This window comes from Streptomyces sp. NPDC043812 (genome assembly GCF_056436245.1).
In genome coordinates, this window is sequence record NZ_JBWKCY010000002.1 from 31,855 (window position 1) to 54,115 (window position 22,261).

The 22,261-nt window shown below is 70.7% G+C and carries 24 protein-coding genes; 11 read left to right on the top strand and 13 right to left on the bottom strand.

Annotated elements, in window-relative coordinates:
- Window positions 1–124: 124 nt before the first annotated feature.
- Window positions 125–1,747 (top strand): chaperonin GroEL, encoded by a 1,623-nt coding sequence (groL, locus tag AC067Z_RS02820; protein WP_478787628.1) that lies wholly within the window; start codon window positions 125–127, stop codon window positions 1,745–1,747.
- Window positions 1,748–1,871: 124 nt separating this feature from the next.
- Here groL and AC067Z_RS02825 read toward each other — a convergent pair whose 3' ends face one another.
- The gene (locus AC067Z_RS02825; RefSeq protein ID WP_478787629.1) at window positions 1,872–2,405 is read right to left on the bottom strand and encodes an ATP-binding protein; all 534 of its coding nucleotides are present in this window, start codon (window positions 2,403–2,405) and stop codon (window positions 1,872–1,874) included.
- Between the two features lie 606 nt (window positions 2,406–3,011).
- On the opposite strand from AC067Z_RS02825, the gene AC067Z_RS02830 reads away from it, so the two are divergent.
- Window positions 3,012–3,197, top strand: a complete 186-nt coding sequence (locus tag AC067Z_RS02830; protein ID WP_478787630.1) for a hypothetical protein — start codon at window positions 3,012–3,014, stop codon at window positions 3,195–3,197.
- Here the strand turns inward: AC067Z_RS02830 and AC067Z_RS02835 are convergent.
- Both AC067Z_RS02835 and AC067Z_RS02840 read right to left on the bottom strand, forming a co-directional pair.
- Window positions 3,187–3,465 (bottom strand): DUF397 domain-containing protein, encoded by a 279-nt coding sequence (locus AC067Z_RS02835; RefSeq protein WP_478787631.1) that lies wholly within the window; start codon window positions 3,463–3,465, stop codon window positions 3,187–3,189. The two genes, AC067Z_RS02830 and AC067Z_RS02835, sit on opposite strands and share 11 nt — an antisense overlap.
- A complete protein-coding gene (locus AC067Z_RS02840) occupies window positions 3,446–3,790 on the bottom strand; it encodes a helix-turn-helix domain-containing protein (protein WP_478787632.1) in 345 nt (114 codons plus the stop codon). The genes AC067Z_RS02835 and AC067Z_RS02840 overlap by 20 nt, the downstream gene beginning before the upstream one ends.
- Before the next feature lie 115 nt (window positions 3,791–3,905).
- On the opposite strand from AC067Z_RS02840, the gene AC067Z_RS02845 reads away from it, so the two are divergent.
- Window positions 3,906–4,133, top strand: coding sequence for a hypothetical protein (locus AC067Z_RS02845; protein ID WP_478787633.1), 228 nt, complete (start codon window positions 3,906–3,908; stop codon window positions 4,131–4,133).
- A complete protein-coding gene (locus tag AC067Z_RS02850; protein WP_478788067.1) occupies window positions 4,130–4,348 on the top strand; it encodes a hypothetical protein in 219 nt (72 codons plus the stop codon). Before AC067Z_RS02845 ends, AC067Z_RS02850 begins: the two co-directional genes overlap by 4 nt.
- Before the next feature lie 32 nt (window positions 4,349–4,380).
- Here AC067Z_RS02850 and AC067Z_RS02855 read toward each other — a convergent pair whose 3' ends face one another.
- Window positions 4,381–5,577 (bottom strand): serine hydrolase domain-containing protein, encoded by a 1,197-nt coding sequence (locus AC067Z_RS02855; RefSeq protein WP_478788038.1) that lies wholly within the window; start codon window positions 5,575–5,577, stop codon window positions 4,381–4,383.
- Between the two features lie 459 nt (window positions 5,578–6,036).
- Between AC067Z_RS02855 and AC067Z_RS02860 the strand changes: the two genes are divergently transcribed.
- Complete coding sequence (locus AC067Z_RS02860; protein ID WP_478787634.1) at window positions 6,037–6,960, top strand: phosphotransferase family protein; 924 nt, start codon at window positions 6,037–6,039, stop codon at window positions 6,958–6,960.
- Between the two features lie 1,112 nt (window positions 6,961–8,072).
- Here the strand turns inward: AC067Z_RS02860 and AC067Z_RS02865 are convergent.
- Window positions 8,073–8,582 (bottom strand): hypothetical protein, encoded by a 510-nt coding sequence (locus AC067Z_RS02865; RefSeq protein WP_478787635.1) that lies wholly within the window; start codon window positions 8,580–8,582, stop codon window positions 8,073–8,075.
- A 210-nt stretch (window positions 8,583–8,792) separates the two neighbouring features.
- Here AC067Z_RS02865 and AC067Z_RS02870 point away from each other — a divergent pair, with 210 nt between their 5' ends.
- Complete coding sequence (locus tag AC067Z_RS02870) at window positions 8,793–9,590, top strand: ArsR/SmtB family transcription factor (protein ID WP_478787636.1); 798 nt, start codon at window positions 8,793–8,795, stop codon at window positions 9,588–9,590.
- Window positions 9,587–9,760: a hypothetical protein gene (locus AC067Z_RS02875; RefSeq protein ID WP_478787637.1), complete on the top strand. Its 174-nt coding sequence runs from the start codon at window positions 9,587–9,589 to the stop codon at window positions 9,758–9,760. Before AC067Z_RS02870 ends, AC067Z_RS02875 begins: the two co-directional genes overlap by 4 nt.
- A gap of 27 nt (window positions 9,761–9,787) precedes the next feature.
- Here the strand turns inward: AC067Z_RS02875 and AC067Z_RS02880 are convergent, their stop codons facing one another.
- On the bottom strand, window positions 9,788–10,240 hold the full coding sequence (locus tag AC067Z_RS02880) for a hypothetical protein (RefSeq protein ID WP_478787638.1): 453 nt from the start codon (window positions 10,238–10,240) through the stop codon (window positions 9,788–9,790).
- 170 nt (window positions 10,241–10,410) lie between these two features.
- Window positions 10,411–12,021, bottom strand: coding sequence for a serine hydrolase (locus AC067Z_RS02885; protein ID WP_478787639.1), 1,611 nt, complete (start codon window positions 12,019–12,021; stop codon window positions 10,411–10,413).
- A 245-nt stretch (window positions 12,022–12,266) separates the two neighbouring features.
- Between AC067Z_RS02885 and AC067Z_RS02890 the strand changes: the two genes are divergently transcribed.
- Window positions 12,267–13,730 (top strand): ABC transporter permease, encoded by a 1,464-nt coding sequence (locus AC067Z_RS02890; protein WP_478787640.1) that lies wholly within the window; start codon window positions 12,267–12,269, stop codon window positions 13,728–13,730.
- A 37-nt stretch (window positions 13,731–13,767) separates the two neighbouring features.
- On the top strand, window positions 13,768–14,463 hold the full coding sequence (locus tag AC067Z_RS02895) for an ABC transporter ATP-binding protein (protein ID WP_478787641.1): 696 nt from the start codon (window positions 13,768–13,770) through the stop codon (window positions 14,461–14,463).
- Between the two features lie 109 nt (window positions 14,464–14,572).
- On the opposite strand, the gene murQ is transcribed toward AC067Z_RS02895, so the two are convergent.
- Together murQ and AC067Z_RS02905 are read right to left on the bottom strand one after the other, a co-directional pair.
- Window positions 14,573–15,532 carry an N-acetylmuramic acid 6-phosphate etherase gene (murQ, locus tag AC067Z_RS02900; protein ID WP_478787642.1) on the bottom strand — a complete coding sequence of 320 codons (960 nt, stop codon included), beginning with the start codon at window positions 15,530–15,532 and terminating at the stop codon, window positions 14,573–14,575.
- Between the two features lie 54 nt (window positions 15,533–15,586).
- Window positions 15,587–16,546: a MurR/RpiR family transcriptional regulator gene (locus tag AC067Z_RS02905; protein ID WP_478787643.1), complete on the bottom strand. Its 960-nt coding sequence runs from the start codon at window positions 16,544–16,546 to the stop codon at window positions 15,587–15,589.
- Window positions 16,547–16,602: 56 nt separating this feature from the next.
- Here AC067Z_RS02905 and AC067Z_RS02910 point away from each other — a divergent pair, with 56 nt between their 5' ends.
- Both AC067Z_RS02910 and AC067Z_RS02915 read left to right on the top strand, forming a co-directional pair.
- On the top strand, window positions 16,603–16,959 hold the full coding sequence (locus AC067Z_RS02910) for a hypothetical protein (protein WP_478787644.1): 357 nt from the start codon (window positions 16,603–16,605) through the stop codon (window positions 16,957–16,959).
- Entirely contained in the window at window positions 16,956–17,222 is a 267-nt protein-coding gene (locus tag AC067Z_RS02915) for a DUF4031 domain-containing protein (RefSeq protein WP_478787645.1), read from the top strand. Before AC067Z_RS02910 ends, AC067Z_RS02915 begins: the two co-directional genes overlap by 4 nt.
- A gap of 14 nt (window positions 17,223–17,236) precedes the next feature.
- On the opposite strand, the gene AC067Z_RS02920 is transcribed toward AC067Z_RS02915, so the two are convergent.
- The 4 genes from AC067Z_RS02920 to AC067Z_RS02935 form a co-directional block, all read right to left on the bottom strand.
- Window positions 17,237–17,548 carry a Uma2 family endonuclease gene (locus AC067Z_RS02920; RefSeq protein WP_478787646.1) on the bottom strand — a complete coding sequence of 104 codons (312 nt, stop codon included), beginning with the start codon at window positions 17,546–17,548 and terminating at the stop codon, window positions 17,237–17,239.
- A gap of 117 nt (window positions 17,549–17,665) precedes the next feature.
- Window positions 17,666–18,868, bottom strand: a complete 1,203-nt coding sequence (locus AC067Z_RS02925; RefSeq protein ID WP_478788039.1) for a Cmx/CmrA family chloramphenicol efflux MFS transporter — start codon at window positions 18,866–18,868, stop codon at window positions 17,666–17,668.
- Window positions 18,869–18,956: 88 nt separating this feature from the next.
- Window positions 18,957–19,607, bottom strand: a complete 651-nt coding sequence (locus tag AC067Z_RS02930; RefSeq protein WP_478787647.1) for an HD domain-containing protein — start codon at window positions 19,605–19,607, stop codon at window positions 18,957–18,959.
- A 222-nt stretch (window positions 19,608–19,829) separates the two neighbouring features.
- Window positions 19,830–22,097 carry a heavy metal translocating P-type ATPase gene (locus AC067Z_RS02935; RefSeq protein ID WP_478787648.1) on the bottom strand — a complete coding sequence of 756 codons (2,268 nt, stop codon included), beginning with the start codon at window positions 22,095–22,097 and terminating at the stop codon, window positions 19,830–19,832.
- Between the last annotated feature and the right edge of the window lie 164 nt (window positions 22,098–22,261).

Sequence of the window (22,261 nt, forward strand, 5' to 3'; positions counted from 1 at the left end):
GAAGGACTGGGTCGGCGAGGCCCGCAGGCCGGGTGGGGCAAGGAACCACAGGCAGGCAGGCCGTCCGTCGCGGGCGCCACGCAGTCCGTCGCAAATCCACCCCAGTCCGGGAGGACCACTTCACATGGCCAAGATCATCGCGTTCGACGAGGAGGCACGGCGCGGTCTCGAGCGCGGGATGAACCAGCTCGCCGACGCCGTCAAGGTCACCCTTGGCCCCAAGGGTCGCAACGTCGTCCTCGAGAAGAAGTGGGGCGCCCCCACGATCACCAACGATGGTGTGTCCATCGCCAAGGAGATCGAGCTCGAGGACCCGTACGAGAAGATCGGCGCCGAGCTGGTCAAGGAAGTCGCCAAGAAGACGGACGACGTCGCCGGTGACGGTACGACCACCGCGACCGTTCTCGCCCAGGCGCTCGTCCGCGAGGGCCTGCGCAACGTGGCGGCCGGCGCCAACCCGATGGCCCTCAAGCGCGGCATCGAGAAGGCCGTCGAGGCCGTCTCCGGCGCCCTGCTCGAGCAGGCGAAGGATGTCGAGACCAAGGAGCAGATCGCTTCGACGGCCTCCATCTCCGCCGCCGACACCCAGATCGGCGAGCTCATCGCCGAGGCCATGGACAAGGTCGGCAAGGAAGGCGTCATCACCGTCGAGGAGTCCCAGACCTTCGGTCTGGAGCTGGAGCTCACCGAGGGTATGCGCTTCGACAAGGGCTACATCTCGGCGTACTTCGCCACCGACATGGAGCGTATGGAGGCGTCGCTCGACGACCCGTACATCCTGATCGTCAACTCCAAGGTCGGCAACGTGAAGGACCTCCTTCCGCTGCTGGAGAAGGTCATGCAGTCCGGCAAGCCGCTGCTGATCATCGCCGAGGACGTCGAGGGCGAGGCCCTGTCCACGCTCGTCGTGAACAAGATCCGCGGCACCTTCAAGTCCGTTGCCGTCAAGGCCCCGGGCTTCGGTGACCGTCGCAAGGCCATGCTGAACGACATCGCCATCCTCACGGGCGGCACGGTCATCTCCGAGGAGGTCGGTCTCAAGCTCGAGAACGCCGGCCTGGACCTGCTGGGCCGCGCCCGCAAGGTCGTCATCACCAAGGACGAGACCACGATCGTCGACGGCTCCGGCGAGAGCGACCAGGTTGCCGGTCGCGTCAACCAGATTCGTGCCGAGATCGAGAACAGCGACTCGGACTACGACCGCGAGAAGCTCCAGGAGCGCCTCGCGAAGCTGGCCGGCGGCGTGGCCGTCATCAAGGCCGGTGCCGCGACCGAGGTCGAGCTCAAGGAGCGCAAGCACCGCATCGAGGACGCCGTTCGCAACGCGAAGGCGGCCGTCGAGGAGGGCATCGTCGCCGGTGGTGGCGTGGCGCTGCTCCAGGCTTCCTCGGTCTTCGAGAAGCTCGAGCTCCAGGGTGACGAGGCGACCGGCGCCAACGCCGTGAAGCTCGCGCTCGAGGCCCCGCTGAAGCAGATCGCCGTCAACGGTGGTCTCGAGGGCGGCGTCGTCGTCGAGAAGGTGCGCAACCTGGCCGTCGGCCACGGTCTGAACGCCGCGACCGGCGAGTACGTCGACATGATCGCCGAGGGCATCATCGACCCCGCGAAGGTGACCCGCTCTGCCCTGCAGAACGCGGCCTCCATCGCGGCGCTGTTCCTCACCACCGAGGCCGTCATCGCCGACAAGCCGGAGAAGGCCTCTGCGGCCGCTCCGGGCGGCATGCCGGGCGGTGACATGGACTTCTGATCCGTTTCGGATCGGACCCGTCCTGACCGAGGGCGGCACCTCTCTCCCAGGAGGTGCCGCCCTTCGGCGTTCCCGCGGGCGGGGGTCATGTTGCGCACCGCGCCTCCTGCCGGCGCGTCCGGGATCAACGCTCCCCGGAGTGCTCGGGAAGGAAGTGCATGACGGGGCACGCGTCGGCCAGGCAGGCCACGAGATCCGCGCCGCCCGCGGTGTCGGCGGCGGGGAAGACCGCCCGGATCTCCTTGCCGCCGGCCAGGGCCAGCATGTGAAGGGCGCCGCCGGCCTCGCGCGCGAGACTGCCGACGATCAGCAGGCCGCGTCCGCCGTCCTGCCCCGGGTCGACCGCGACCGGGGGGTGGGGAAGGAAGGGATGCCGATCCTGGACGGCCAGCGCCAGCGTCGTCCCGGTCCTGGTGATCCTCACCGTGGTACTGATCGAATGCGGGACGGCGTGCCGTGCGACATTGCCGACCAGCTCCGAGATCACGAGCGAGGCCGTGTGCAGTCCGTCCTCGTGCAGACCCCAGCCCCGCAGCGCGCCGACCGCCCGCCTGCGGGCCACCGGAACCGCCGAGGCCGCCGCGGGCACGGTGAAAGCGTGCACGGCAAGGGCGTTGACCGGCCCGCTCGGGGAGGCTGGGACCCGGTGTGCGCTCATGGTTCGCCGGATCGTGGACGGGTTCGTGGCGGTGGTTCGCATAAGTAGTTCCCGGTGGTTTGCTCACAAGTAGTCCGGCGGACCGTGGGCCGCGCGCGAGAAGGAACAGGCCCTCTGACCAGTGACGCGTCATTTTGCGTCAACAACCGCGACGATCGGTCCACAGGGATGGAGTGATGGATCTCACCGACCAGCGTTCGACATTGCCGAACTCTAATCAGATATTCGCCAGCGGGACAAGTGGCAGTTCGGGAGGAAATGCCGGGGCGGACTGCTCGGCGGAGCGGCGGCCACCGACAGCTCGGCCTGCTTCGACCCGCTGACCAGGGCAGCAACGGTGGTGAAGCCCTCAGGGACGTCGAAGCGGCGGCGCGGCCGCTCCCACCGGAATCCCCCGGCAGCAGGCCCGCGTACTCCGGCAGCCTGCCGGTGGCGAGGGTGATCCCGACCGGTCCGGCAGGGCGGACTCGTCGCCGTACGCGTGGGTGCAGGCCAGGGGGTGGGCGCCGTCCTTGGGCTCGCTGCGGGCAGGAGAGCGGTCGACGCTCGGCACCCGAGCTCCGGGACGCGTCGCCCGGCTCCTCCGTCCGGGGGCAGGGCCGTAAGGTGACCCGCGCCGACGAGAGCTGCTGCGACGGTTCTCCGCCGCGTATGGAGGGCTTCGCGCCCGAGCAGTTGCTCGCGTACGCGCTGCGGCAGGTCTACGGCGACCTGCCCTGGTGCCTCCGCGAGCTGCCCGCGCGACCGGAGCGGACGCTGCCCGGCTCTGGAGGAGGTGTGGTCAGCCGCTGACCCCGCCGCCCTTCAGGTCCCCGATGAAGGCGGCCCATGCGGGGGCGGTGAAGACGAGCCGAGGACCGTCGATGTTCTTGGAGTCACGGACGGGGACGACGCCGGGGTGGCCGTCGGCGACTTCGAGGCACTCGCCGCCACTGCCGCCGCTGTACGTGGACTTGCGCCAGGTGGCGACCTCCACGCAGTTGCCGCCGCTGCCGTCGCTGTAGCTGGACTTGTGCCAGACGGCTGCCGTCAGGTCGTACTCAGGGCTGCTGATCCTCATGTGCGTAATCCTCCGCCACTGATGCGATCAGGGCCAAGGATGATTCCGGCGACAGTGCGCTGGCCCCGAGCAGATCGTAGGCCAGCGAGTGGCGGCTGACCGTGGCGGGATCGTCGTCCAGTTGGCCTGTTCCTGGGCCTTCGAGATACGCGAGCGGAGGGGCGCGCGTGCCCGCCTCCATCTGGCCGATGTACGAGCCGCTCACGAACAGCGGCTCGCCCAGTTCGTCCTGGGTGAAGCCGGCCTTTATGCGGGCGTGGCGCAGTTCCGCGCCGAGCAGCGCCCTGGGGGACGCGGACGGGTCGAGATCCTTGGGTCCGGGCATGGTGCAACTCCTGGATCAACAGGTCGCGTTGTTGGGCCGCCGCCACTTCCCAGGCTAGCGACCGACGGACACGCTGGGTGAGGAAAGCAAACACTCAGTGGTGGAGGTGCCGGTCATGGGGCAGGGGCAGGTCGTGCGTTCGGCGGAGCGGCTGCGGGCCGCGGAGGAGGTGGTGGCCCAGCTGCGGCACGGACTCGGCGTCGTCTCGGTGACGCTGCCGTCGTTGCGGGTGGACCTGGTGTCGCTCACGAGCGGGACGCCGTATCCGCTGGTGGACCTGGGGCGGTGCAACCTCGACACGGCGCTGCGGCTCGCGGCCGTGCTCCAGGGGCTGGAGAAGTGACCGCCGACGTCCCGGAGCCCGGGGCGTACGCCGTCGACGTGCGCGACGGGCGAGTGGGGCGTGTGATGGGTCGGGTCGGCACGTACGTACAACTACGCCCGCCCGGTGGCGGGCGGGAGTGGGACTGCCCGCCCGCCGACGTACGCACCGCGTCCCCCGCCGAGCTGCTGCGCGCCCGGTTGCGGCAGAGGAACGCGGAAGGGCGGCTCCCGTGACGTGCTGACGTCGGGCGGGAGCCGACGTTCCGTCACGACCCGGTGGGTGACGGGGAGGTGGTCTTGGGCGTAACGGGCACCGGGAGGTTGTACACGTTGTCGGGGGAGACGATGCGGGTGATCGCCTGGCCGAACAGGGTGCTGGGTTCGATCTCGCCGTGGAGTATGTCCGTGTTGAGGACGACGGCCACCGTCGCCTTCGCCTCGGGCAGGTAGATGGTCAGCGTCTCGTAGCCCGGCAGTGAGCCGTTGTGCCCGATCCAGCCCTGGACGTTGAAGATGCCCAGTCCGTATGCCGCGCCGGGAATGCCCGTCGGTTGGACCTTGAGGCGTTCGGCCTGCGTCTCGGGCTCGAGGAGGGTGCCGGTGGCGACGATGGGTGCCCACTTGCGCAGGTCCTGGAGGTCGGAGATTATCGCGCCCGCGGCCCAGCCCCAGGACGGGTTCCAGTTCGTGGCGTTCTCGACCTTTCCGGTGGCGGTCTGGTTGGTGTAGCCCTGGGCGTGCGGGCTGGGGAACGCGGCGTCGGTCGGGAACACGGTGTTGCGCAGCCCGGCCGGGTCCAGGACGTTCTGCTGGATGAAGTCGTTCAGGGGGAGGCCGCCGGCCTTCTCCACCACGAGTCCCAGCAGGATCAGATTGGTGTTGCAGTACTCGAACTTCGCGTCCGGCTCGAACTGCACCGGGTGCTTGAAGGAGTAGTCGAGCAACTGCTGTGGGGTGAACTGTCGTGTCGGGTCGGAGGTCAGCGCTTTGAAGAAGTCCTCGTCCATCGAGTAGTTGAACAGTCCACTGCGCATCCCGGCCAGTTGGCGCAGGGTGATGCGATTCCCGTTGGGGACGCCGTCGACGTACTTCCCGATCGGATCGTCGAGACCCACCTTGCCCTGGTCGACGAGTTCGAGCAGGGCGGTCACGGTGAAGGTCTTGGTCTCGCTGCCGATGCGGATGTGCATGTCCGGATCCATGGGGGCACGGGTGGCCTTGTCGGCGATGCCGAAGGACCGGATGTAGGCCCCCTTGCCCGGAGCTGACACCGCGACGGAGACACCGGGCACGCCGGCCTCGCTCATGACGTCCTGAATGGCTTTGTCCAGGCGGGCGGCGACGGCGGGGGTGAGCTCGCGGAATTCGCCGTCCGAGGCGGACGGCGAGGCGGGGACGGATGGCGCCGGGGTGGGGGTGGGAGCGGCTTGGGCGGCCCCTGTGGATGCCGGTACCGCCAGCATCGCGGCCGCTGCCAGACCCACACATGCCTTGTGCCATCTTGCGTGCGAGTACCTCACGGCAGCCTCCTGCCAGACGAGGAAAGATCCCTCCATCAGGCTAGGCCCGGCCGCGCCCGTCCGCACGACACCCGCTCCCGGCCCGGGTCGGAAGCCGCTTGCGGGGCCTGCGCTCCTGGTCAGGGGGTCAGGAGTCCCGCCAGAGCGGGGCCTTCTCCAGGGGTTGCAGAACCGTCGTACCTGTGCTGAAACCGGACATCGTCGGACAGCGCTTCTCGCGACGCGGCTCCGTCGCTCAGGCCCCGGCTGCCCCGCCCTGCGGGGGGTGGGGCAATCCCTTCTGGGGCAAGGGCAGTTGGTGACCGGCTTCCTGCTCACGGGGGAGCGGCCGGCCCGGGACGCGTACTGCCCACAGCCGTAAAGCAGTTGAAGCTGCCCGTCGGCCTCCCTACCGTCCCCGTCATGCTGCCCCTGGTGGAAACAGACGAAGAGTGGGACGCGGTCGTCCCCGACGAGACCGTGATGCGCCCCGGAGCGGAGGACCTCTGCACCCGGCTCGGCCTCGGCGGCGCACCGCTCGTCCGCTTCACCGCGGGCTCGCAGCCGGTGTACGCGGTCGGGGACGAGCACGTCCTCAAGCTCTTCCCCGCCGCGGCGGCCGAGGACGGCATCGCGGAGGGCCGCGTACTGGCGTATCTGGAGGGCCGGTTGCCGGTGCCGACCCCGCGGGTGCGGAGCTACGGCGCGTACGAGAACGACTGGCAGTACGTCCTGATGTCCCGCCTCCCCGGCGAGGACCTGTCCGTCGCCTGGGACCGCGTCCCGCAGACCGACCGGGAACGCATCGTCACCGAGGCCGGTGAGACCCTGGCCGCCCTGCACGCTCTCGACCCCGCCCCGCTCGCCGACTTCCTCGGGCCCGGCGACTGGGGCGCGTTCCTGGACAGACAGCGGGCGGGAGCGGTCGAGCGGCAGCGTGAACGCAAGCTCCCGAACCACTGGCTGGACCAGATCCCGGACTTCCTCGACGGGGTTGCGCTCCCGAGGAGCCCGCAACCGACCGTGTTGCACACCGAGTTCATGCGCCAGCACCTGACGGTCGCGCCGGAGGGATGGCGCCTCACGGGCGTCCTCGACTTCGAACCGGCGATGATCGGTGACCGTGCCTACGACTTCGTGGCCGTGGGGCTGTTCGTCACCCGCGGCGACCCGAAGCTGCTGGACCGCCTGCTGGCGGCGTACGGCAAGGCCTTCGAACCGGCGGAACTCATGGCGTACACGCTGCTGCACGTCTACAGCAATCTCCCGTGGTACCTGCGGGAACTGCCGGCGCCGGGGGACCAGGCGCTGGGAGCGCTGGCGGAGATGTGGTTCGGGAGGGGGTGAGGGCGGCCCTCACTCCGGCTCGGCGGGTTCGCCGCGTCCGATACCGGGCTGCCGCTGAATGCAGCCTTCCACTACTGGCGTTGGAGGTTGCGGGTCACTCCTGCGGCGACGGTCGTGGCCAGGGTCCAGCCGGCCGCGATGACGAAGTAGGAGAGCCATTGGTGGAGGCCGGCGGGGGCGAACGCCTTTCCCTGGCCGAAGTCGACGACGGGACGTCCCCGGAGATCGGGTCGGCGTCCCTGAGCGTGAACTGCACAGCCTCGCAACTGCTGATGCCCAGTGCGACGCCGCCCGGATTGTGCAGCCGGGCCTCCACGAAGGAGATCCACCCGGTGACCTTGGTGCCGGTGAGTCTGATCCGGCCCTTCGGCGGTGACTCCGCCCGCGTTGAGCCACGGTCCCGATGCTGAGGCGGGGTGCGTCGAGGGCATCACCTTCCGGGTTCGTGAGGGTGGCGTCCTCCAGGTTCAGGGAGCCCCCGACCCGGGCGGCTTCGAGCCGCATCCTTCCGTGGGAGACCAGCTCGGGAGCCCAGATGTCAGCGCCCACAGAGGCGTGGCTCAGCCGGAGCCCCCAGCCGCTGTCGGCGCCGAGACCAGCTCGGTCGAGGAAGAGGCTGCCGGAGATCTGGGCGCTCTCCAACCGGACGCCCCCGGGTATGCGGCAGTCGGAAAGCCGGAGCGCGCCGTCGATACGTATGGCGTCCGCGGCAAGAGCGGGGAGACGAGAAGCGCTGAGGTCGAGCCGGCGGGTCTGTGCCCCGCCGAGCCTCAGAGGTCGCTCGAAGTCGCAGGCCGTGATCCTGACCGGACAGGTGATCTCGGCGTACTGAAGGTCGAGATCACCGGTGATGCGGGCGCCGGTGAGGCGGAGGGCGGGCACGTCACCGCTTCCGGGCCGGTCGTTGATGAGGAGGGCGCGGATGACCTCTGCGCGGATCGTCCGCTCCGGGGCCCACGCACCGTCCTCCACGTCCGCACCGCCCCGGGGACGGACATCGATCGGCTCTCCGCGAGGGAATGCCTCCCAGACGCGACGCTCCAGCGGGGTCAGGTCTGCGATGTCCACCCGCGGGAGATTACCCCGCCGGTTCCGGGCGGACGCGAGGTGATTCACCCCGGCACGGGTGACTCGGGCTCGGCGGGTTCGCCGCGTCCGATGGTCAGGGACCAGCGCATCGCGGCGGGGGCTTCGACGTGGGCAGTGCCGCCTCGATGGGCATCCGAGACGGCGAGTTCGTGGTGGAACGTGCTCGGTTCCCCGGCCGTGCAGGGCTGCGAGGCGCCGGTCTCCCCGGGTGACAGCGTGATCTTGAGGGTGCCCTTGCCCTGGCACCGAAGGGCGATGATCAGCGCCTTGCCCTGCGTTCCGGCGGCGAACGGGACGTTGCGGTTGCCACGCGTCTCGTCCTGGCGTGCGGCGACATCGTCGTTCTGGTCCAGTGCCGGGGGCTCCAGCGAGGCTTCCTGAGGCGGGCTGGTGGGAGGCGGTGCCGGTGTCCGTGTCGCTGTCGGCCGGTCGTGCTCGGTCGACGCGGAGGAGCATGCGGTCAGGGGGAGCAGTGCGGCGGACAGCAGTGCCGCCGTCGCCATGAGTCCGTGGTGCGCCGGCGACTGAGGCATGGTCACTTCTCCCGGATCGGGGGCGTCGCCCGTGCGGCGCTGCGGTGATCGTGTCAGTGCGCGGTGAGCGGCAACAAGGCCGTCACGTGACTTCTGAGCAGAACCTGATCTTCCGTTCCCGGAGTACTCGCCTTGACATGCAGCCGAATGGCTGCCTATCGTTCTTATGCAGCCATTCAGCTGCATGTGTACGTGGGAGAGGGATCGGAGATGGACGAGGTCTTCAAGGCGTTGGCCGACGGCAGCCGGCGGCGGTTGCTGGACAGGCTCAACGACCGCAACGGGCAGAGCCTTCAGGAGCTGTGCGCCGGGCTCGACATGGCAAGGCAGTCCGTCAGCAAGCATCTGGCCCTGCTGGAGGCGGCCAATCTGGTCACCACCGTGCGTCGGGGCCGGGAGAAGCTGCACTACCTCAACGCCGAGCCGATCAACGCCATCGCCGACCGCTGGATCAGTCAGTACGACCGGCGGCGGGTGCACGCACTCGCCGACCTGAAGCGAGCATTGGAGACGGCCCCCATGGACGCCGACACCTTCGTCTACACCACCTACATCAAGACCACGCCCGAACGGCTCTGGCAGGCGCTGACCGATCCGGCCTTCACCCGCCGCTACTGGGGAACCGCCTTCGAGACCGACTGGCAGCCGGGGTCGCCGATGGTCTGGGAGGAGGGCGGCAGCAAGACCTCCCACCCCGACCAGGTCGTCCTCGAAGCCGACCCGCCCCGCAGGCTGTCCTACACCTGGCACACCTTCACGCCCGAGTGGGCAGCGGCGGTCGGGATCGGCGAGGACGTGCTCGCCGAGGTGGCCGCGGAGCCGAGGTCCAAGGTGAGCTTCGAGATCGAGCCCCTCGGCGAGATGGTCAAGCTCACCGTCGTCCACGACGGGTTCGAGCCCGGCAGCACGGTCCTGGAGATGATCGGCGGCGGCTGGCCGGCGCTGCTCTCCAGCCTCAAGACGCTGCTGGAGACGGGTGACGCGCTGCCGGAGCCACAGAGCGCGTGAGCGCTGTCGGTGCTCCCTCGCAGGCCGGGGGCCCGGAGCGCGGCATCCGGCAGGTCGTGTACACGGGAGCCGGTCCCGCCGGAATCCGCGTACACGATCCCGAAGGTGCGACGTCACGGCTCGCGGAGACGGAAGCGGTGCTCACGGCAGGCGCGTCGCGGCTGCCGTGAGCACCGGCGGGGCATCCGCCCGTGGCGTCAGGCCCGCTGTCGCGACGGCAGGATCGCGGCCACTCCGCAGATCAGCAGTGCGAGTATGCCGAGCCCCACCACTCCGAGGCACCCCAGGTGGAGGGCCGTCTCCCAGGACTCCGGTTCGCCGTAGGCGCGGTCGCCGAGTGCCTTCGCCTCGCCCGTGAACGACAGGTCGCCGTCCTCGGTGTTGTTGATGTCCTCGGCGTAGGCGTACAGCGTCCCGGTCTTCGACTGCCCGTCGGCCGTCCACTTCGTGTTTTCGCACGTGGCCGTGGTCTTGCCCTCGCCGCCGTTGCTGATGACGGTCTCGGTGCCGCAGGAGCTGGACAGTTCGACGGTGACGGGAGTGCCGAAGGCGTAGGCGGCCCCCCACCCGGTCGGCTTCTGGGAGGCGCTCCCGACGAAGAAGAAGACTCCGGCCGCAATGACGGTGACGATCAGGCTGAGAGCAGCCAACCCCTTGATCGTGTCCCGGCGTCCTGACATGACAACCCCCCACATGTAGTTGTGTGCACATCAAATGAAGGGGCGAACCGGGCCCTTGGCTGGCCGGAATTCGCCCCTGTGCGTTGCGTGTTTGTACCGCACCGGTGGTCAGGCGACAAGCGATCGCGCACACCGTGTGCTCAGTCGCGGGTGAACGTGCCCAGGCCGTTCCCGTCGAGGCTCTCGACCTTCACCTTCGACGCCTTGCCGTCGTCGCCGACGGTGAACGTGACGCCCGTGCGGCCGGACGCGTTCTCGCCGACCGTCTCGAAGCTGAAGGTGTTGCCGTCGTAGTGGGTCAGCGCGAACCGCATCGGCTTCGGGCCGAGTTCGAGCGTCAGCTCGCCGTTGTCGGCCGTGACGTTCAGGGGGCCGTAGAAGTCGTTGCGGTACGCCCCGGTGTATATGTCGTCGGGGCGGACGTCCGCCGCGTCCGCCGGGGGGTTCGCGTAATTCGTGGGGGAGCGGGCCTGCTGCTCCTCCTGCTCGTAGACCTCGCCGATCAGGGTGAGCCAGTCCTGGGTCGGCTTCCCGTACTGCGCGGTGTCGTAGAAGTCGAACGCGATGGAGTCGGCCAGGCCGACCGGGGCCCCGTTGGTGAGGACGACGATGCCCAGCTTCTCGCTCGGCAGCATGGTCACGTTGGTGTTCGCGCCGAGGCCGAAGGCGCCGGAGTGGCTCAGCTTCAGCCTGCCCTGGTCGTCGTACGCCACGTTCCATCCGAGGCCGTAGAAGCCGGTGCGGCCCGCCGGGTTGTCGGGCGGCTGGGAGACGATCTCGGGGAGGTGGGTGCGGGCGAGCGGCGCGGCGGGAATGATCCGGTCGCCGCCGAGCGTGCCGTTCGCGAGTTGGAGGCGCATCCAGGCCGTCATGTCGCGGGCGGTGGAGCTGACACCGCCGGCCGGAGACTGGGCGTCGGCGTTCCGTACGAACTTCGCCTCCCACCTGCCGTTCTCGGCCTTCACATGGGTGACCGCCTTGTTGCCCGCCCGCTCGTAGTCAAGGAAGCGGGAGCTGGTGGAGTTCATGCCGGCCGGGGAGTACAGGGTGTCCTCGGCGAGCTTGTCCCAACTTGTGCCCTTGGCGTTCGCGGCGGCTTCCGCGGCCGCCGTGACACCGAAGTTGGTGTACGCGTAGCTCGCGCGGAACGGTGCCAGGGGCTCGAAGCGCAGGTGGGACAGGATGTACTCCTGGTCGTAGCCGAGGTCTTCGAGCAGATCGCCCGCGTGGTCGGGCAGCCCGCTCCGGTGGGAGAACAGGTCGGCGACGGTGACATGGTCGGTGACCCAGGGGTCCTTGAGCCCGAAGTTCCGGAGATGGCCCTTGACGGGCTCGTCCCAGCCGATGGCCTTGTCGCCGACGGCCCCGGCGACGACCGTCGAGGCCAGGGGCTTCGACAGGGACGCGAGCTGGAAGACCGTGTCGGGGGTGACGGCGGCCGGCTCGCCGACCTGCCGCTCTCCGTAGCCCTTGATGTGGACGACCTTGTCGTTGTGGACGACGGCGACCGCGACGCCCGGGACGCCGGTCTTCTGCATGCCCTCCCGGACGATGCCGTCGAGCGCGTCGACGGCCCGGTCCACCTCGGCGTCGTCGAGCTGCGGCGGTGGCGGCGGGGGTGGATCCGCGGCGCGGGCGGTCGTGGCGGTCGTCGTGACACACGCCGCCGCGAGCACGGAGGCGAGACCGGCCGAGGCCAGGGCCCTGCCTCTGCGGTGCCTCCCGAGCCGTCGGAACCGTCGGCCACCCATGAGATCCATTGAACGCCCGGGGGCGTGCTCTGTCGCGTGGAGCGGCCGGTGCCGGGCTCGCGGCCATCGTGGCGGAGCGGCCGGGCCCGCTTCGCGGTCGAGCTGCAACATCACCACGTGCACGACGGGGCCCTCTGCATACCGGCCAGGACCCGTTGCGTATCGGTCCGGTCTCGACGGCAACACTCATCCGGCTCTCATCCGCGCCTTAACCCGCCATCACACCCCACGCCTACTTTCACGCCATGTTCTTCACCTACCTCCGGCGCGAGCTGCGCCGCCGCAGGAAAGCGGCGCTCGTCGTCGCCTCGGGGCTCGCCCTCGGGATCGCGCTGGTCATCGTCGTCAACTCGGTGTCCTCCGGCATGAGTCGGGCCCAGGACAAGGTCCTGGAATCGCTCTACGGACTCGGCACCGACATGACCGTCACCAAGGCCGCCGAACCGCCCGAGGAGGGCGGGACCGTGCGGCGGCCGAGGTTCGAGTTCGACGCCCAGGACGAGGGGGACGACGCCGAACAGAGCCAGGACATCGTCATGGTCCAGGGCTTCGAGACGCTCGCGTCGTCCACCGTCGGCAAGGTCGGTGCCCAGGACGGGGTCGCCGACGCGGTCGGCGGCCTGAACGTGCGCGTGATGAAGGTCGACGGGGAGTTCAAGCGCGGGGAGGTGCAGCAACTCCCCAAGCAGGACGGGCCCGGTGGCACCGGGGGCGGAGGTGCCGTACGCGGCGGTGGCGCCGCCTTCGACGTCGACTCCTACACCGCCTACGGCACGGACGTCGCCAAGCAGGACCTCGGCCCGCTGACATCGTCGAAGATCACGTCCGGGCGGACGTTCGAGGCGGGCGAGGCGAACGCGAAGGTCGTCGTTCTCGACAGTGCGTGGGCCAAGGAGAAGGAGCTCACCGTAGGCGAGTCGCTCACGATCTCCGGGAAGAAGTACGAGGTCATCGGCATCGCAACCGCCGACAGCGGTGACGCCGCGGCCAACGTCTACCTGCCGCTCACCCAGGCGCAGACACTGGCCGACGCCAAGGACAAGGTCACGACCGTCTACGTCCAGACCTCCGACTCGCAGCAGATCGACAGCGTCAAGCAGGCCATCCAGAAGAACATCTCCGGGACGACGGTGACGACGTCGGCCGATCTCGCCGAGACCGTGTCCGGATCCCTGTCCACGGCGTCCGACCTCGCCTCGGGCGTCGGCAAGTGGCTGTCGATCCTCGTGCTCGCCGCTGCCTTCCTGGTGGCGGGGCTGCTGACCTCGTCGGCGGTGAGCCGGCGGGTGCGGGAGTTCGGCACGCTGAAGGCGCTCGGCTGGAAGAGCGGGCGCGTCACGCGGCAGGTGGCCGGTGAGGCCGTGGTCAACGGGCTCGTCGGCGGTGCGCTGGGTATCGGTGTCGGGCTGCTGGGGGCGTGGCTCATCACGACGTTCAGCCCGACGCTGACGGCGGAGCTGGGTGGCGGCGCGGGCGGCGGCGGCGCGGCTGGGGGCGGGCTGCGCATGGCCGGGCCCGGCGGTGGCGGCGCGGCCGGTCCGGGCGCCTCGTCCCGCGCCCTCGACATCGCGCTCACCGCGCCCGTCTCGCTCACCACCATCGGCCTCGCCGTGGCGCTCGCCGTCGCGGGTGGCCTCGTCGCGGGCGCCTTCGGCGGCTGGCGCGCGTCCCGGCTGCGGCCGGCGGACGCCCTGCGCCGCGTCGAGTGACCCGCTTCCTTCTTCTTACGTGCAACAGGAGTTGATGATGTACCAGCTCAGTGGAGTCACCAAGCGCTACCGGCGGGGCAAGGACAGCGTGAACGCCCTCGACGGCGTGGATCTCACGATCGAGGACGGCGACCGCCTGGTGATCCAGGGGCCGACCGGCGGCGGCAAGTCCACGCTGCTGCAGATGCTCGGCGGCCTCGACCGGCCCACTCGGGGCAGCGTGCTGCTGGACGGAACCGACCTGGCGACCCTGCCCGAGGCCCGGCTCACGCGGGTGCGCGCCGAGAAGATCGGCTTCGTCTTCCAGGGCTTCAACCTGATCCCCACCCTGACCGCCCAGGAGAACGTGGAAACCGCCCTCGTACCGCTCGGCCTGCGGGCCGCTGAGCGGAGAGAGCGCGCGGCCGAGGCGCTGGAGTCCGTCGGGCTCGCGGAGCGGTTGCGGCACCTGCCCGGTGAACTGTCCGGCGGCCAGCAGCAGCGGGTCGCGATCGCGCGGGCGCTCGTGAAGCGTCCGGCGGTGCTGCTGGCGGACGAACCGACCGGAAACCTCGACGAGTCGATGCGCGACGAGGTGATGGACGTGCTGGAGGGCCTGTGGCAGGAGCACGCCTTCACCTTCGTGATGGTCACGCACGATTCGGCGCTGGCGAAGCGGGCGCGGAGGGTGGCGACGATCCGGAAGGGGCGGGTGGTGGTGCGGGACGGGCTCTCCAGCCCGTCCGGCGTGTGAGAACACGCCCGTAGGGCGTGCCGTGCCAACGGCACGCGGGCGCCGTTGGTACGGCACGGGCCGGGGTTCTGGGCGCTGCCCGAACCCCGGCGGGGCGGTGGCCGGTGGCCTACGCGCCGGTGGCGTTCGCGGGTCCTGATGCCGGCCCGCACTCCGCCAGCGCCGCGCGGAGGTGACCGTTCGACGCCGCCAGCAAGGCGCCCGCCGCCTCCGCGTCAACGCCCCCCAGAACGACCAGGATCGCGTTCTTCACCTCGCCGTCCGTCGACGTCAGCGCCGCCTCGATCTCCTCGTCCGACGCGCCCGTTGCCAGTGCCACGATCCGGCGCGACCTCGCCTGCAGCTTGTCGTTCGAGGCGCGCACGTCCACCATCAGGTTTCCGTACGTCTTGCCCAGGCGGATCATCGTGATCGTCGAGATCATGTTGAGCACCAGCTTCTGCGCCGTGCCCGCCTTCAACCGCGTGGAGCCGGTGAGCAGTTCGGGCCCGACCACCACCTCGATGCCGTGGTCCGCCGCCGCGCCCAAGGCGCTTCCCGCGTTGCAGGACAGGCCGATCGTCAGCGCGCCCCGCGACCGCGCATGCTCCACCGCGCCGATCGCGTAGGGGGTGCGGCCCGATGCCGAGATACCGACGACCGTGTCGTCCGCCGTGAGCTGCAGACCGTCCAGGTCGGCCGCGGCCAGCTCCTTGCTGTCCTCCGCACCCTCGATCGCCTTGACCATCGCCGTGAGGCCGCCCGCGACCAGGCCCACGACCTCCGACGGGTCCGTGTTGAACGTCGGCGGGCACTCGCTCGCGTCCAGTACACCGAGGCGCCCCGCCGTGCCCGCGCCCGCGTAGACCAGGCGACCGCCACGGGACATGCGCTCGGCGGTCGCGTCGATCGCGGCGGCGATGGCGGGCAGTTGCGCGGCGACGGCGGCGGGGACGGTGGCGTCCTCACCGTTCATGATCCGCGCGATCTCCTGCGTGGGCAGACGATCGATGTCGGCCAGCTCCGGGCGGAACGCCTCCGTCGTCAGCGTGGCGAGCTGGGCGCGGAGTTCACCGTAAGTAGAGGTCATGAAGGCGGCTCTGCTTTCTCGGTACGTACGGCACTGTGGGGGGTGTCGTCGGGGTCAGCGGATGCGCGGAGTGTGGCGGTGGGCCAACGCCTCGTACGAGGCGGCGAGGGCAGGGGCCGCCGACTCGTACGTGCGCTGAGCCACGCCGATGAACAGGCAGTCCACGACGAGCAGTTGGCTGGTCCGCGAGGACATCGCGGCCGGGCGCAGTTCGCTCTCGCGGGCCGTGGAGGTGGTCAGTACATGATCGGCGTACTGGCTCACGGGGCCGTCGGGGCGGCCCGTGATCGCGATCGTCGTCGCGCCCCGGTCGAAGGCCACCCGCAGCGGCTCGATCACGTCGCCCGTGGATCCCGAGTGCGTGATGGCGATGGCCACGTCGCCGGAGCGCAGCTGCACGGCGTTCGTCACGGCGAGGTGGGGGTCGGCATGGGCGTGCGCGATCAGGCCGATGCGCAGCAGCTTCTGGGCGAGGTCCATGCCGACGAGGGAGGACGCGCCGACGCCGTAGATGTCGATGCGGCGGGCGGTCGACGCGGCGGCCACCGCCGCGCCGAGCTGCACGGTGTCCAGGCCGGCGGCCGTATCGGCGAGCGTCTGCTGCTCGTCGTAGGCGAGCTTGGCGACGACGTCCCCGATCGGGTCGTCGACGGCGATGTCGGTGGTGAGGGCGGGCGCGCGGCCGGACTCCTGGTGGGCGGCGAGGCCGGCGAGCGCCAGGCGCAGATCGCGGTAGCCGGGGTAGCCGAGGAGGCGGGCGGTGCGGACCACGGTCGCCTCGCTCGTGCCCGTGCGCTCGGCGAGACCGGTGACCGTGAGGGCGGCGCAGCCGGCCGGGTCGTGGGCGACGGCTTCGGCGACCCGCTGCATGGAGCGGGTCATGGAGGGCGAGAGGGTGCGCACCTTCGCCGCGAGGGCGGCGGGTGGCGGGATGTCCCGTGCGGCGGCAGTGGGGGAGATCGGGGCGTCGCGACCACCGTCCCCGTTGAAAATTTCCTTCACTGAATCGGTCACATCTGAAAGATATTTTCGAATTTCGGGTGGAGTCAAGACCCGGCGACAATGGGTGCATGGAGGAGACGAACCCGCTGGAGCAGGCGCTGCATGCTGCCCGCGCCCTGGTCCTCGCCGACCTCGCGGCCCGTGACGTGGCCGATGCAGGGGTCGTATCGCTGGTCGAGGACGCGGTGACGCACCGCCGCTGGTGGGTCGAGCAGTGGCCCGACGGGATGGAGTACGTGGCCGGACTGGTCGCCCAGGACGTCCAGGACGCGTTGCTGGAGAGGTCCGGCCGCTGGCCGCTCTGCCCGGTATGCGACGCGGGCGACCCGCACGCCCTGGAGGTCGAGCCCGAGCTCGGTCCCGATCCGCACTGGGTCTGCGGCAAGGCGGGGATAGTGATCGCGCCGGTCGGCGGCCTCACGTGACGGTCTACATCGACCCGCCGAGCTGGCCGGGCCACGGCCGCATGTGGTCGCACATGGTCAGCGACATGTCGTTCGACGAGCTGCACACCTTCGCCGCCGGTATCGGCTGCCCGCGGCGCGCGTTCGAACGGGACCACTACGACGTACCGTCCCACCGCTACGCGGACGCGGTCGCGGCCGGCGCGGTGGAGATCGGATCCAAGGAGCTCGTACGGCGCCTGACCGAGGCGGGGCTGCGCAGACCCAAGGGACGGCCGGCTTAGCTCGCGCCACGGCTTCAGGCGAGGAAATCCGAGGTGTCCAACTCGCCGTCGAACGGCTCCGGCAGTGGGACCCGCTCGCCGAACGGCCTGCGGAGCCCGGTGCGGTAGCGGCCCTCGTGGGGCTCGGAGAAGAGGGTGACCGTCGGTCCCTCCTCGTCGAAGCGGTCGATCAGCAGGTAGAGCGGCACGTCGCCGTTGGCGTAGGCGCGCAGCTTCGCCGAGCGGTCGTGCGAGGCGTTGCCCCGGGAGGTGACCACCACGGTGAGAGCCGCCTCGGCGGCGGCCAACGGGGCCTTCTCCCTCTTCTTCGCGCGCTCGAAGATCACACCGCGAGACCGTTCCGGTCAGCGTCCCACCATCGGGTGAGCGACGCGCCGCGTCAGACCCGCGGGTGGTGGGCGACGTGCCCTGTCAGACCCGCGGGTGGTGGGCGACGTGCCGCGTCACACCCGCTGGGTGCGGGCCGCGGGCTCCGTCGTCATCGCGCCCGTCACCACCTTCGAGCGGCCGTGCAGCCGCAGCGACACGGCGACGAGCGCGATGGCCACGACCGTCATCGCCGCGCCCGCCCACGCCGTCGACGCGAAGCCGAGGTCCGCGTCGATGACCGTGCCGCCGAGCCACGGGCCACCCGTGTTGCCCAGGTTGAACGCCGCGGTCGTCGTTGCGCCCGCGAGCGTGGGGGCCGCGCCCGCGACGTTGAACATACGGGCGTTCAGCGCCGGGGCCGTGTAGAAGGCGGAGACGCCGAGCAGGAACGACAGCGCGATCACGGCCGCCGGGCTGCCCGCGAACAGGGCCAGCGCGGCCAGCAGCACGGTCGACGCGGTGATGCCGCTGAGCAGCACGCCGAACAGATGCGCGTCGGCGACGCGGCCGCCGATCGTCGTACCGATCAACGCGCCCACCCCGAACAACGCGAGCACGGTCGGCACCCAGCCGTCCGCCAGCCCCGCCACCTCCGTCAGCAGCGGCGCGAGATACGAGAACGCGCAGAACACACCGCCCGCCGCGAGCGCCGTGATCGCGATCGACAGCCACACCTGGCGGTCCCGGTAGATCGACAGCTCGCGCTTCAGCCGCGGCCGCTGCTCGGGCAGCGGGATGCGCGGGATCAGCGTCACCACACCGACGAGGGCAACGGCGGACGCGGCGCCGACGGCCCAGAACGCCGACCGCCACCCCAGGTGCTCGCCCAGGAACGCGCCCGCGGGGACACCGAGCACGTTGGCGATCGACAGCCCGCCGATCATCACGGCCATCGCCCGGGCCCGCGAGGTCACCGGCACCATGGCGATCGCGACGGCCGCGCCGACCGCCCAGAACCCGGCGCAGGCGAGCGCGCTGACGACGCGGGAAGCGAAGAGGATCTCGTACGAAGGAGCCAGCGCGCCGGCGACCTGGCCCAGGCCGAACAGCGAGATCAGCGAGATCAGCGTCGTCTTGCGGGGCAGCCGCAGCGTCGCGACGGCCAGCAGCGGCGCGCCGACCACCATGCCGATCGCGAAGGCGGAGATCAGCAGCCCGGCCCGGGGGATCGAGACGTTCATGTCGTCGGCGATGGGCGGCAGCAGCCCGGAGAGCATGAATTCGCTGGTGCCGAGCGCGAAGACGGACAGGCCGAGTATGTAGACGGCGAGCGGCATGCGGGTGCCGGCGGGGCGTTCCGAAGGGACGGGCATGACAGGTGCCAACAGGTGATTCGTCCCTGTCATTCCCTCGCGGGCCGGCGTCTCACGATGCGGCCAGCAGCTCCAGTTCCACCGTGAGGTTGTGGCGGGCGGGCTCCTCCCATTCCCGTGCGCCGTACGGGGTGTGGAACAGGCGCGGCAGCCGCAGCAACTGGCGCAGCACCGCGGCCCGCCCGTCGCGGAACGCTTCCTCGGGGACGAAGGCGTACTCCTCGCGCACCGCTGCCGCGTAGGCGGCGTACGCCTCCGGGGCAGCCGCCAGGATCGCCAGGTCGGCGTCGCACAGGACCTGGCCGTTGCTGTCGTCGCCGGCCGGATCGTGCGTGACGGTGAGGCGTACGAGACGGGCGACTTCGGCGGCGGCCCCGGCGCTCAGGCCGGCCTCGGGCAGGGCGCGCTCGGCGAGACGGGCGGAGCGCTCCTCGTTCTCCGAGCGGTCGGGCAGATAGACGGCGTCGTGGAACCAGGCCGCGAGACGCACGAGGTCGGGGTCTGCCGCGTGGTCGGCGAGGGTGTCGACGTGGTCCAGCACCGCGATCAGATGCGCCGTGGTGTGGTAGCGCCGCTGCGGCTCGGCCCAGCGGTCGAGGAGGTTGTCGGCGTACGGCACGGGGTCGGGCCCGTCCGCTCCCGCACGCGCGGCGACGAGGGTCCGGGTCCAGCGGGCGCGGAGATCCGCGGCGGCATCGGTCATGTGCCGACTCTAGGAAGCCGTTCTCGTACGGAGCAAGATCGCCCGGCTTGGCACGGCAAGGCCCGGCCAGGCACGGCCCGGCCAGGCCCGGCTCGGCTGCGGCTCGTCCCTGGACGGCGTGATCGCCATCGCCGCGGGCATCGACCACGGTCCGGCCGTCGCCGCGCCTCGTGCCGATCCGGTACGGAGTGCCCCCGGGGCCCGCGCACGCCCGCGGGTGCGTCACGCCGCCTTGAAGCCGCGCAGGCGCAGCGAGTTGCCGACGACGAAGACCGAGGAGAAGGCCATCGCCGCTCCCGCGATCATCGGGTTGAGCAGGCCGGCCGCGGCGAGCGGGAGGGCGGCTACGTTGTAGGCGAAGGCCCAGAACAGGTTGGTCCTGATGGTGCCGAGCGTCCTGCGGGACAGCCGGATCGCGTCGGCGGCGGCGCGCAGGTCGCCCCGTACGAGGGTGAGGTCGCCGGCCTCGATCGCGGCGTCGGTGCCGGTGCCCATCGCGAGTCCGAGGTCGGCCTGGGCGAGTGCGGCGGCGTCGTTGACGCCGTCGCCGACCATGGCGACGCTGCGGCCTTCGCCTTGGAGCCGCTTGACGACGTCCACCTTGTCCTCGGGCATGACCTCGGCGATCACGTCCTCTGCCGGGATGCCGACCTCGGCCGCCACGGACGCGGCGGCCGCCCTGTTGTCGCCGGTCAGCAGGATCGGGGTCAGACCGAGGCCGCGCAGCCGGCGGATCGCCTCGGCACTGGTGTCCTTGACGGCATCGGCGACCTCCAGGACCGCGCGGGCCTTGCCGTCCCAGGCGACGACGACGGCGGTGCGGCCGACGGCCTCCGCCTCGTGCTTGGCTCGGGCCAGGTCGGCGGGCAGGCTCATGGCCCAGTCCGCGAGCAGCTCCTCCCGGCCGACGAGGACGGCGTGGCCGGCCACGACACCCTGGACGCCCAGACCGGGGACGTTGGCGAAGTCCTCCGGGGCGGGCAGGGCACCGACCCGTTCGGTCGCGCCCGTGGCGATCGCCCGGGCGACGGGGTGCTCGGACGCGTGCTCCAACGCGCCTGCCAGCCGCAGCACTTCGGCCTCGTTCTCGCGGGTGTGGACCGCGAGCAGGGTCATCCGGCCCGTAGTGACGGTGCCGGTCTTGTCGAGCACGATCGTGTCGACCCTGCGGGTGCTCTCCAGTACTTCGGGCCCCTTGATCAGGATGCCGAGCTGCGCGCCGCGTCCGGTGCCGACCATGAGCGCGGTGGGCGTGGCCAGGCCGAGCGCGCAGGGGCACGCGATGATCAGCACGGCGACAGCGGCGGTGAACGCGGCGGTGAGACCGGCGCCGTTGCCCAGCCAGAAGCCGAGGGTGGCGAGCGCGAGGCCGATGACGACGGGGACGAACACCGCCGAGATCCGGTCGGCGAGACGCTGGGCCGCGGCCTTGCCGTTCTGCGCGTCCTCCACGAGCCTGGCCATCCGGGCGAGTTGGGTGTCGGCGCCGACGCGGGTGGCCTCGACGACGAGGCGGCCGCCGGCGTTCAGCGTGGCGCCCGTGACACTGTCGCCCACGGCGACCTCGACCGGGACGGACTCGCCGGTCAGCATCGAGGCGTCCACGGCGGAGGTGCCGTCGACGACGGTCCCGTCGGTGGCGATCTTCTCCCCGGGGCGCACGAGGAACCTGTCCCCGATCCGCAACTCCGCGGTGGGAACAATGATTTCGCGGCCGCCGCGCAGGACCGTGACCTCCTTCGCCCCGAGCTCCAGCAGCGACTTGAGCGCGGCACCGGCCTTCCGCTTGGAGCGGGCCTCGAAGTAGCGCCCGGCCAGGATGAACGCGGTGACGCCGGCGGCGGCCTCGAGGTAGATGTTCCCCGCGCCGTCGCTGCGGCCGATCGTCAGCTCGAAGGGGTGCGTCATGCCCGGGGTCCCGGCGGTGCCGAAGAACAGCGCCCACAACGACCAAAGGAACGCGGCCGAGGTGCCGACGGAGATCAGGGTGTCCATGGTGGCCGCGCCGTGCCGGGCGTTGGTGAACGCGGCCCGGTGGAAGGGCCAGGCGGCGTAGGTGACGACGGGGGCGGCGAGCGTGAGGCTGAGCCACTGCCAGTAATCGATCTGCAGGGCGGGGACCATCGCCATGGCGATCACCGGGACGGAGAGCGCGACGGCGGTGATCAGCCGCTGCCGCAGCGGCAGCAGTTCGTCCGTCTCCCGCTCCTCGGCGGCGGGGTCGTCCCCGTGCGTGGTGCGGGGCGGGGGCGGCTGGTGCGCGGTGTAGCCGGTGGCCTCGACGGTGGCGATCAGGTCGGCCACGGCGATGTCCTCGGCGAAGGTGACCTTCGCCTTCTCCGTCGCGTAGTTCACCGTCGCCTCGACGCCGTCCATGCGGTTCAGCTTCTTCTCGATGCGGGCGGCGCAGGAGGCGCAGGTCATGCCGCCGATGGCGAGCTCGACCTCGCGTGCGTCGGTGATGGCCGGGTGGGCGGCTGCGGTCGGCATTCCTGCTCCTCCTGACTTCATACCCCCTGGGGGTATCTCTCTTCCTCCCTGTATACCCCCTCCTCGTATGTTGCGCAAGGGAAGATCGAAGAGGGCGGATTTGTGCGGCTGCCTTCGCGCGAGATGGGTATTAGGCTGGATATTGGACTAGACCTGTCTGCCGT

Coding starts and splice junctions, on each gene's coding strand:
- AC067Z_RS02885 (WP_478787639.1), bottom strand. CDS start 12,021: ATGGGTGGCCGACGGTTCCGACGGCTCGGGAGGCACCGCAGAGGCAGG.
- AC067Z_RS02855 (WP_478788038.1), bottom strand. CDS start 5,577: ATGCTGGCGGTACCGGCATCCACAGGGGCCGCCCAAGCCGCTCCCACC.
- AC067Z_RS02935 (WP_478787648.1), bottom strand. CDS start 22,097: ATGCCGACCGCAGCCGCCCACCCGGCCATCACCGACGCACGCGAGGTC.
- AC067Z_RS02895 (WP_478787641.1), top strand. CDS start 13,768: ATGTACCAGCTCAGTGGAGTCACCAAGCGCTACCGGCGGGGCAAGGAC.
- AC067Z_RS02930 (WP_478787647.1), bottom strand. CDS start 19,607: ATGACCGATGCCGCCGCGGATCTCCGCGCCCGCTGGACCCGGACCCTC.
- murQ (WP_478787642.1), bottom strand. CDS start 15,532: ATGACCTCTACTTACGGTGAACTCCGCGCCCAGCTCGCCACGCTGACG.
- AC067Z_RS02910 (WP_478787644.1), top strand. CDS start 16,603: ATGGAGGAGACGAACCCGCTGGAGCAGGCGCTGCATGCTGCCCGCGCC.
- AC067Z_RS02865 (WP_478787635.1), bottom strand. CDS start 8,582: ATGCCTCAGTCGCCGGCGCACCACGGACTCATGGCGACGGCGGCACTG.
- AC067Z_RS02890 (WP_478787640.1), top strand. CDS start 12,267: ATGTTCTTCACCTACCTCCGGCGCGAGCTGCGCCGCCGCAGGAAAGCG.
- groL (WP_478787628.1), top strand. CDS start 125: ATGGCCAAGATCATCGCGTTCGACGAGGAGGCACGGCGCGGTCTCGAG.
- AC067Z_RS02870 (WP_478787636.1), top strand. CDS start 8,793: ATGGACGAGGTCTTCAAGGCGTTGGCCGACGGCAGCCGGCGGCGGTTG.
- AC067Z_RS02845 (WP_478787633.1), top strand. CDS start 3,906: ATGGGGCAGGGGCAGGTCGTGCGTTCGGCGGAGCGGCTGCGGGCCGCG.
- AC067Z_RS02835 (WP_478787631.1), bottom strand. CDS start 3,465: ATGAGGATCAGCAGCCCTGAGTACGACCTGACGGCAGCCGTCTGGCAC.
- AC067Z_RS02825 (WP_478787629.1), bottom strand. CDS start 2,405: ATGAGCGCACACCGGGTCCCAGCCTCCCCGAGCGGGCCGGTCAACGCC.
- AC067Z_RS02925 (WP_478788039.1), bottom strand. CDS start 18,868: ATGCCGCTCGCCGTCTACATACTCGGCCTGTCCGTCTTCGCGCTCGGC.
- AC067Z_RS02860 (WP_478787634.1), top strand. CDS start 6,037: ATGCTGCCCCTGGTGGAAACAGACGAAGAGTGGGACGCGGTCGTCCCC.
- AC067Z_RS02840 (WP_478787632.1), bottom strand. CDS start 3,790: ATGCCCGGACCCAAGGATCTCGACCCGTCCGCGTCCCCCAGGGCGCTG.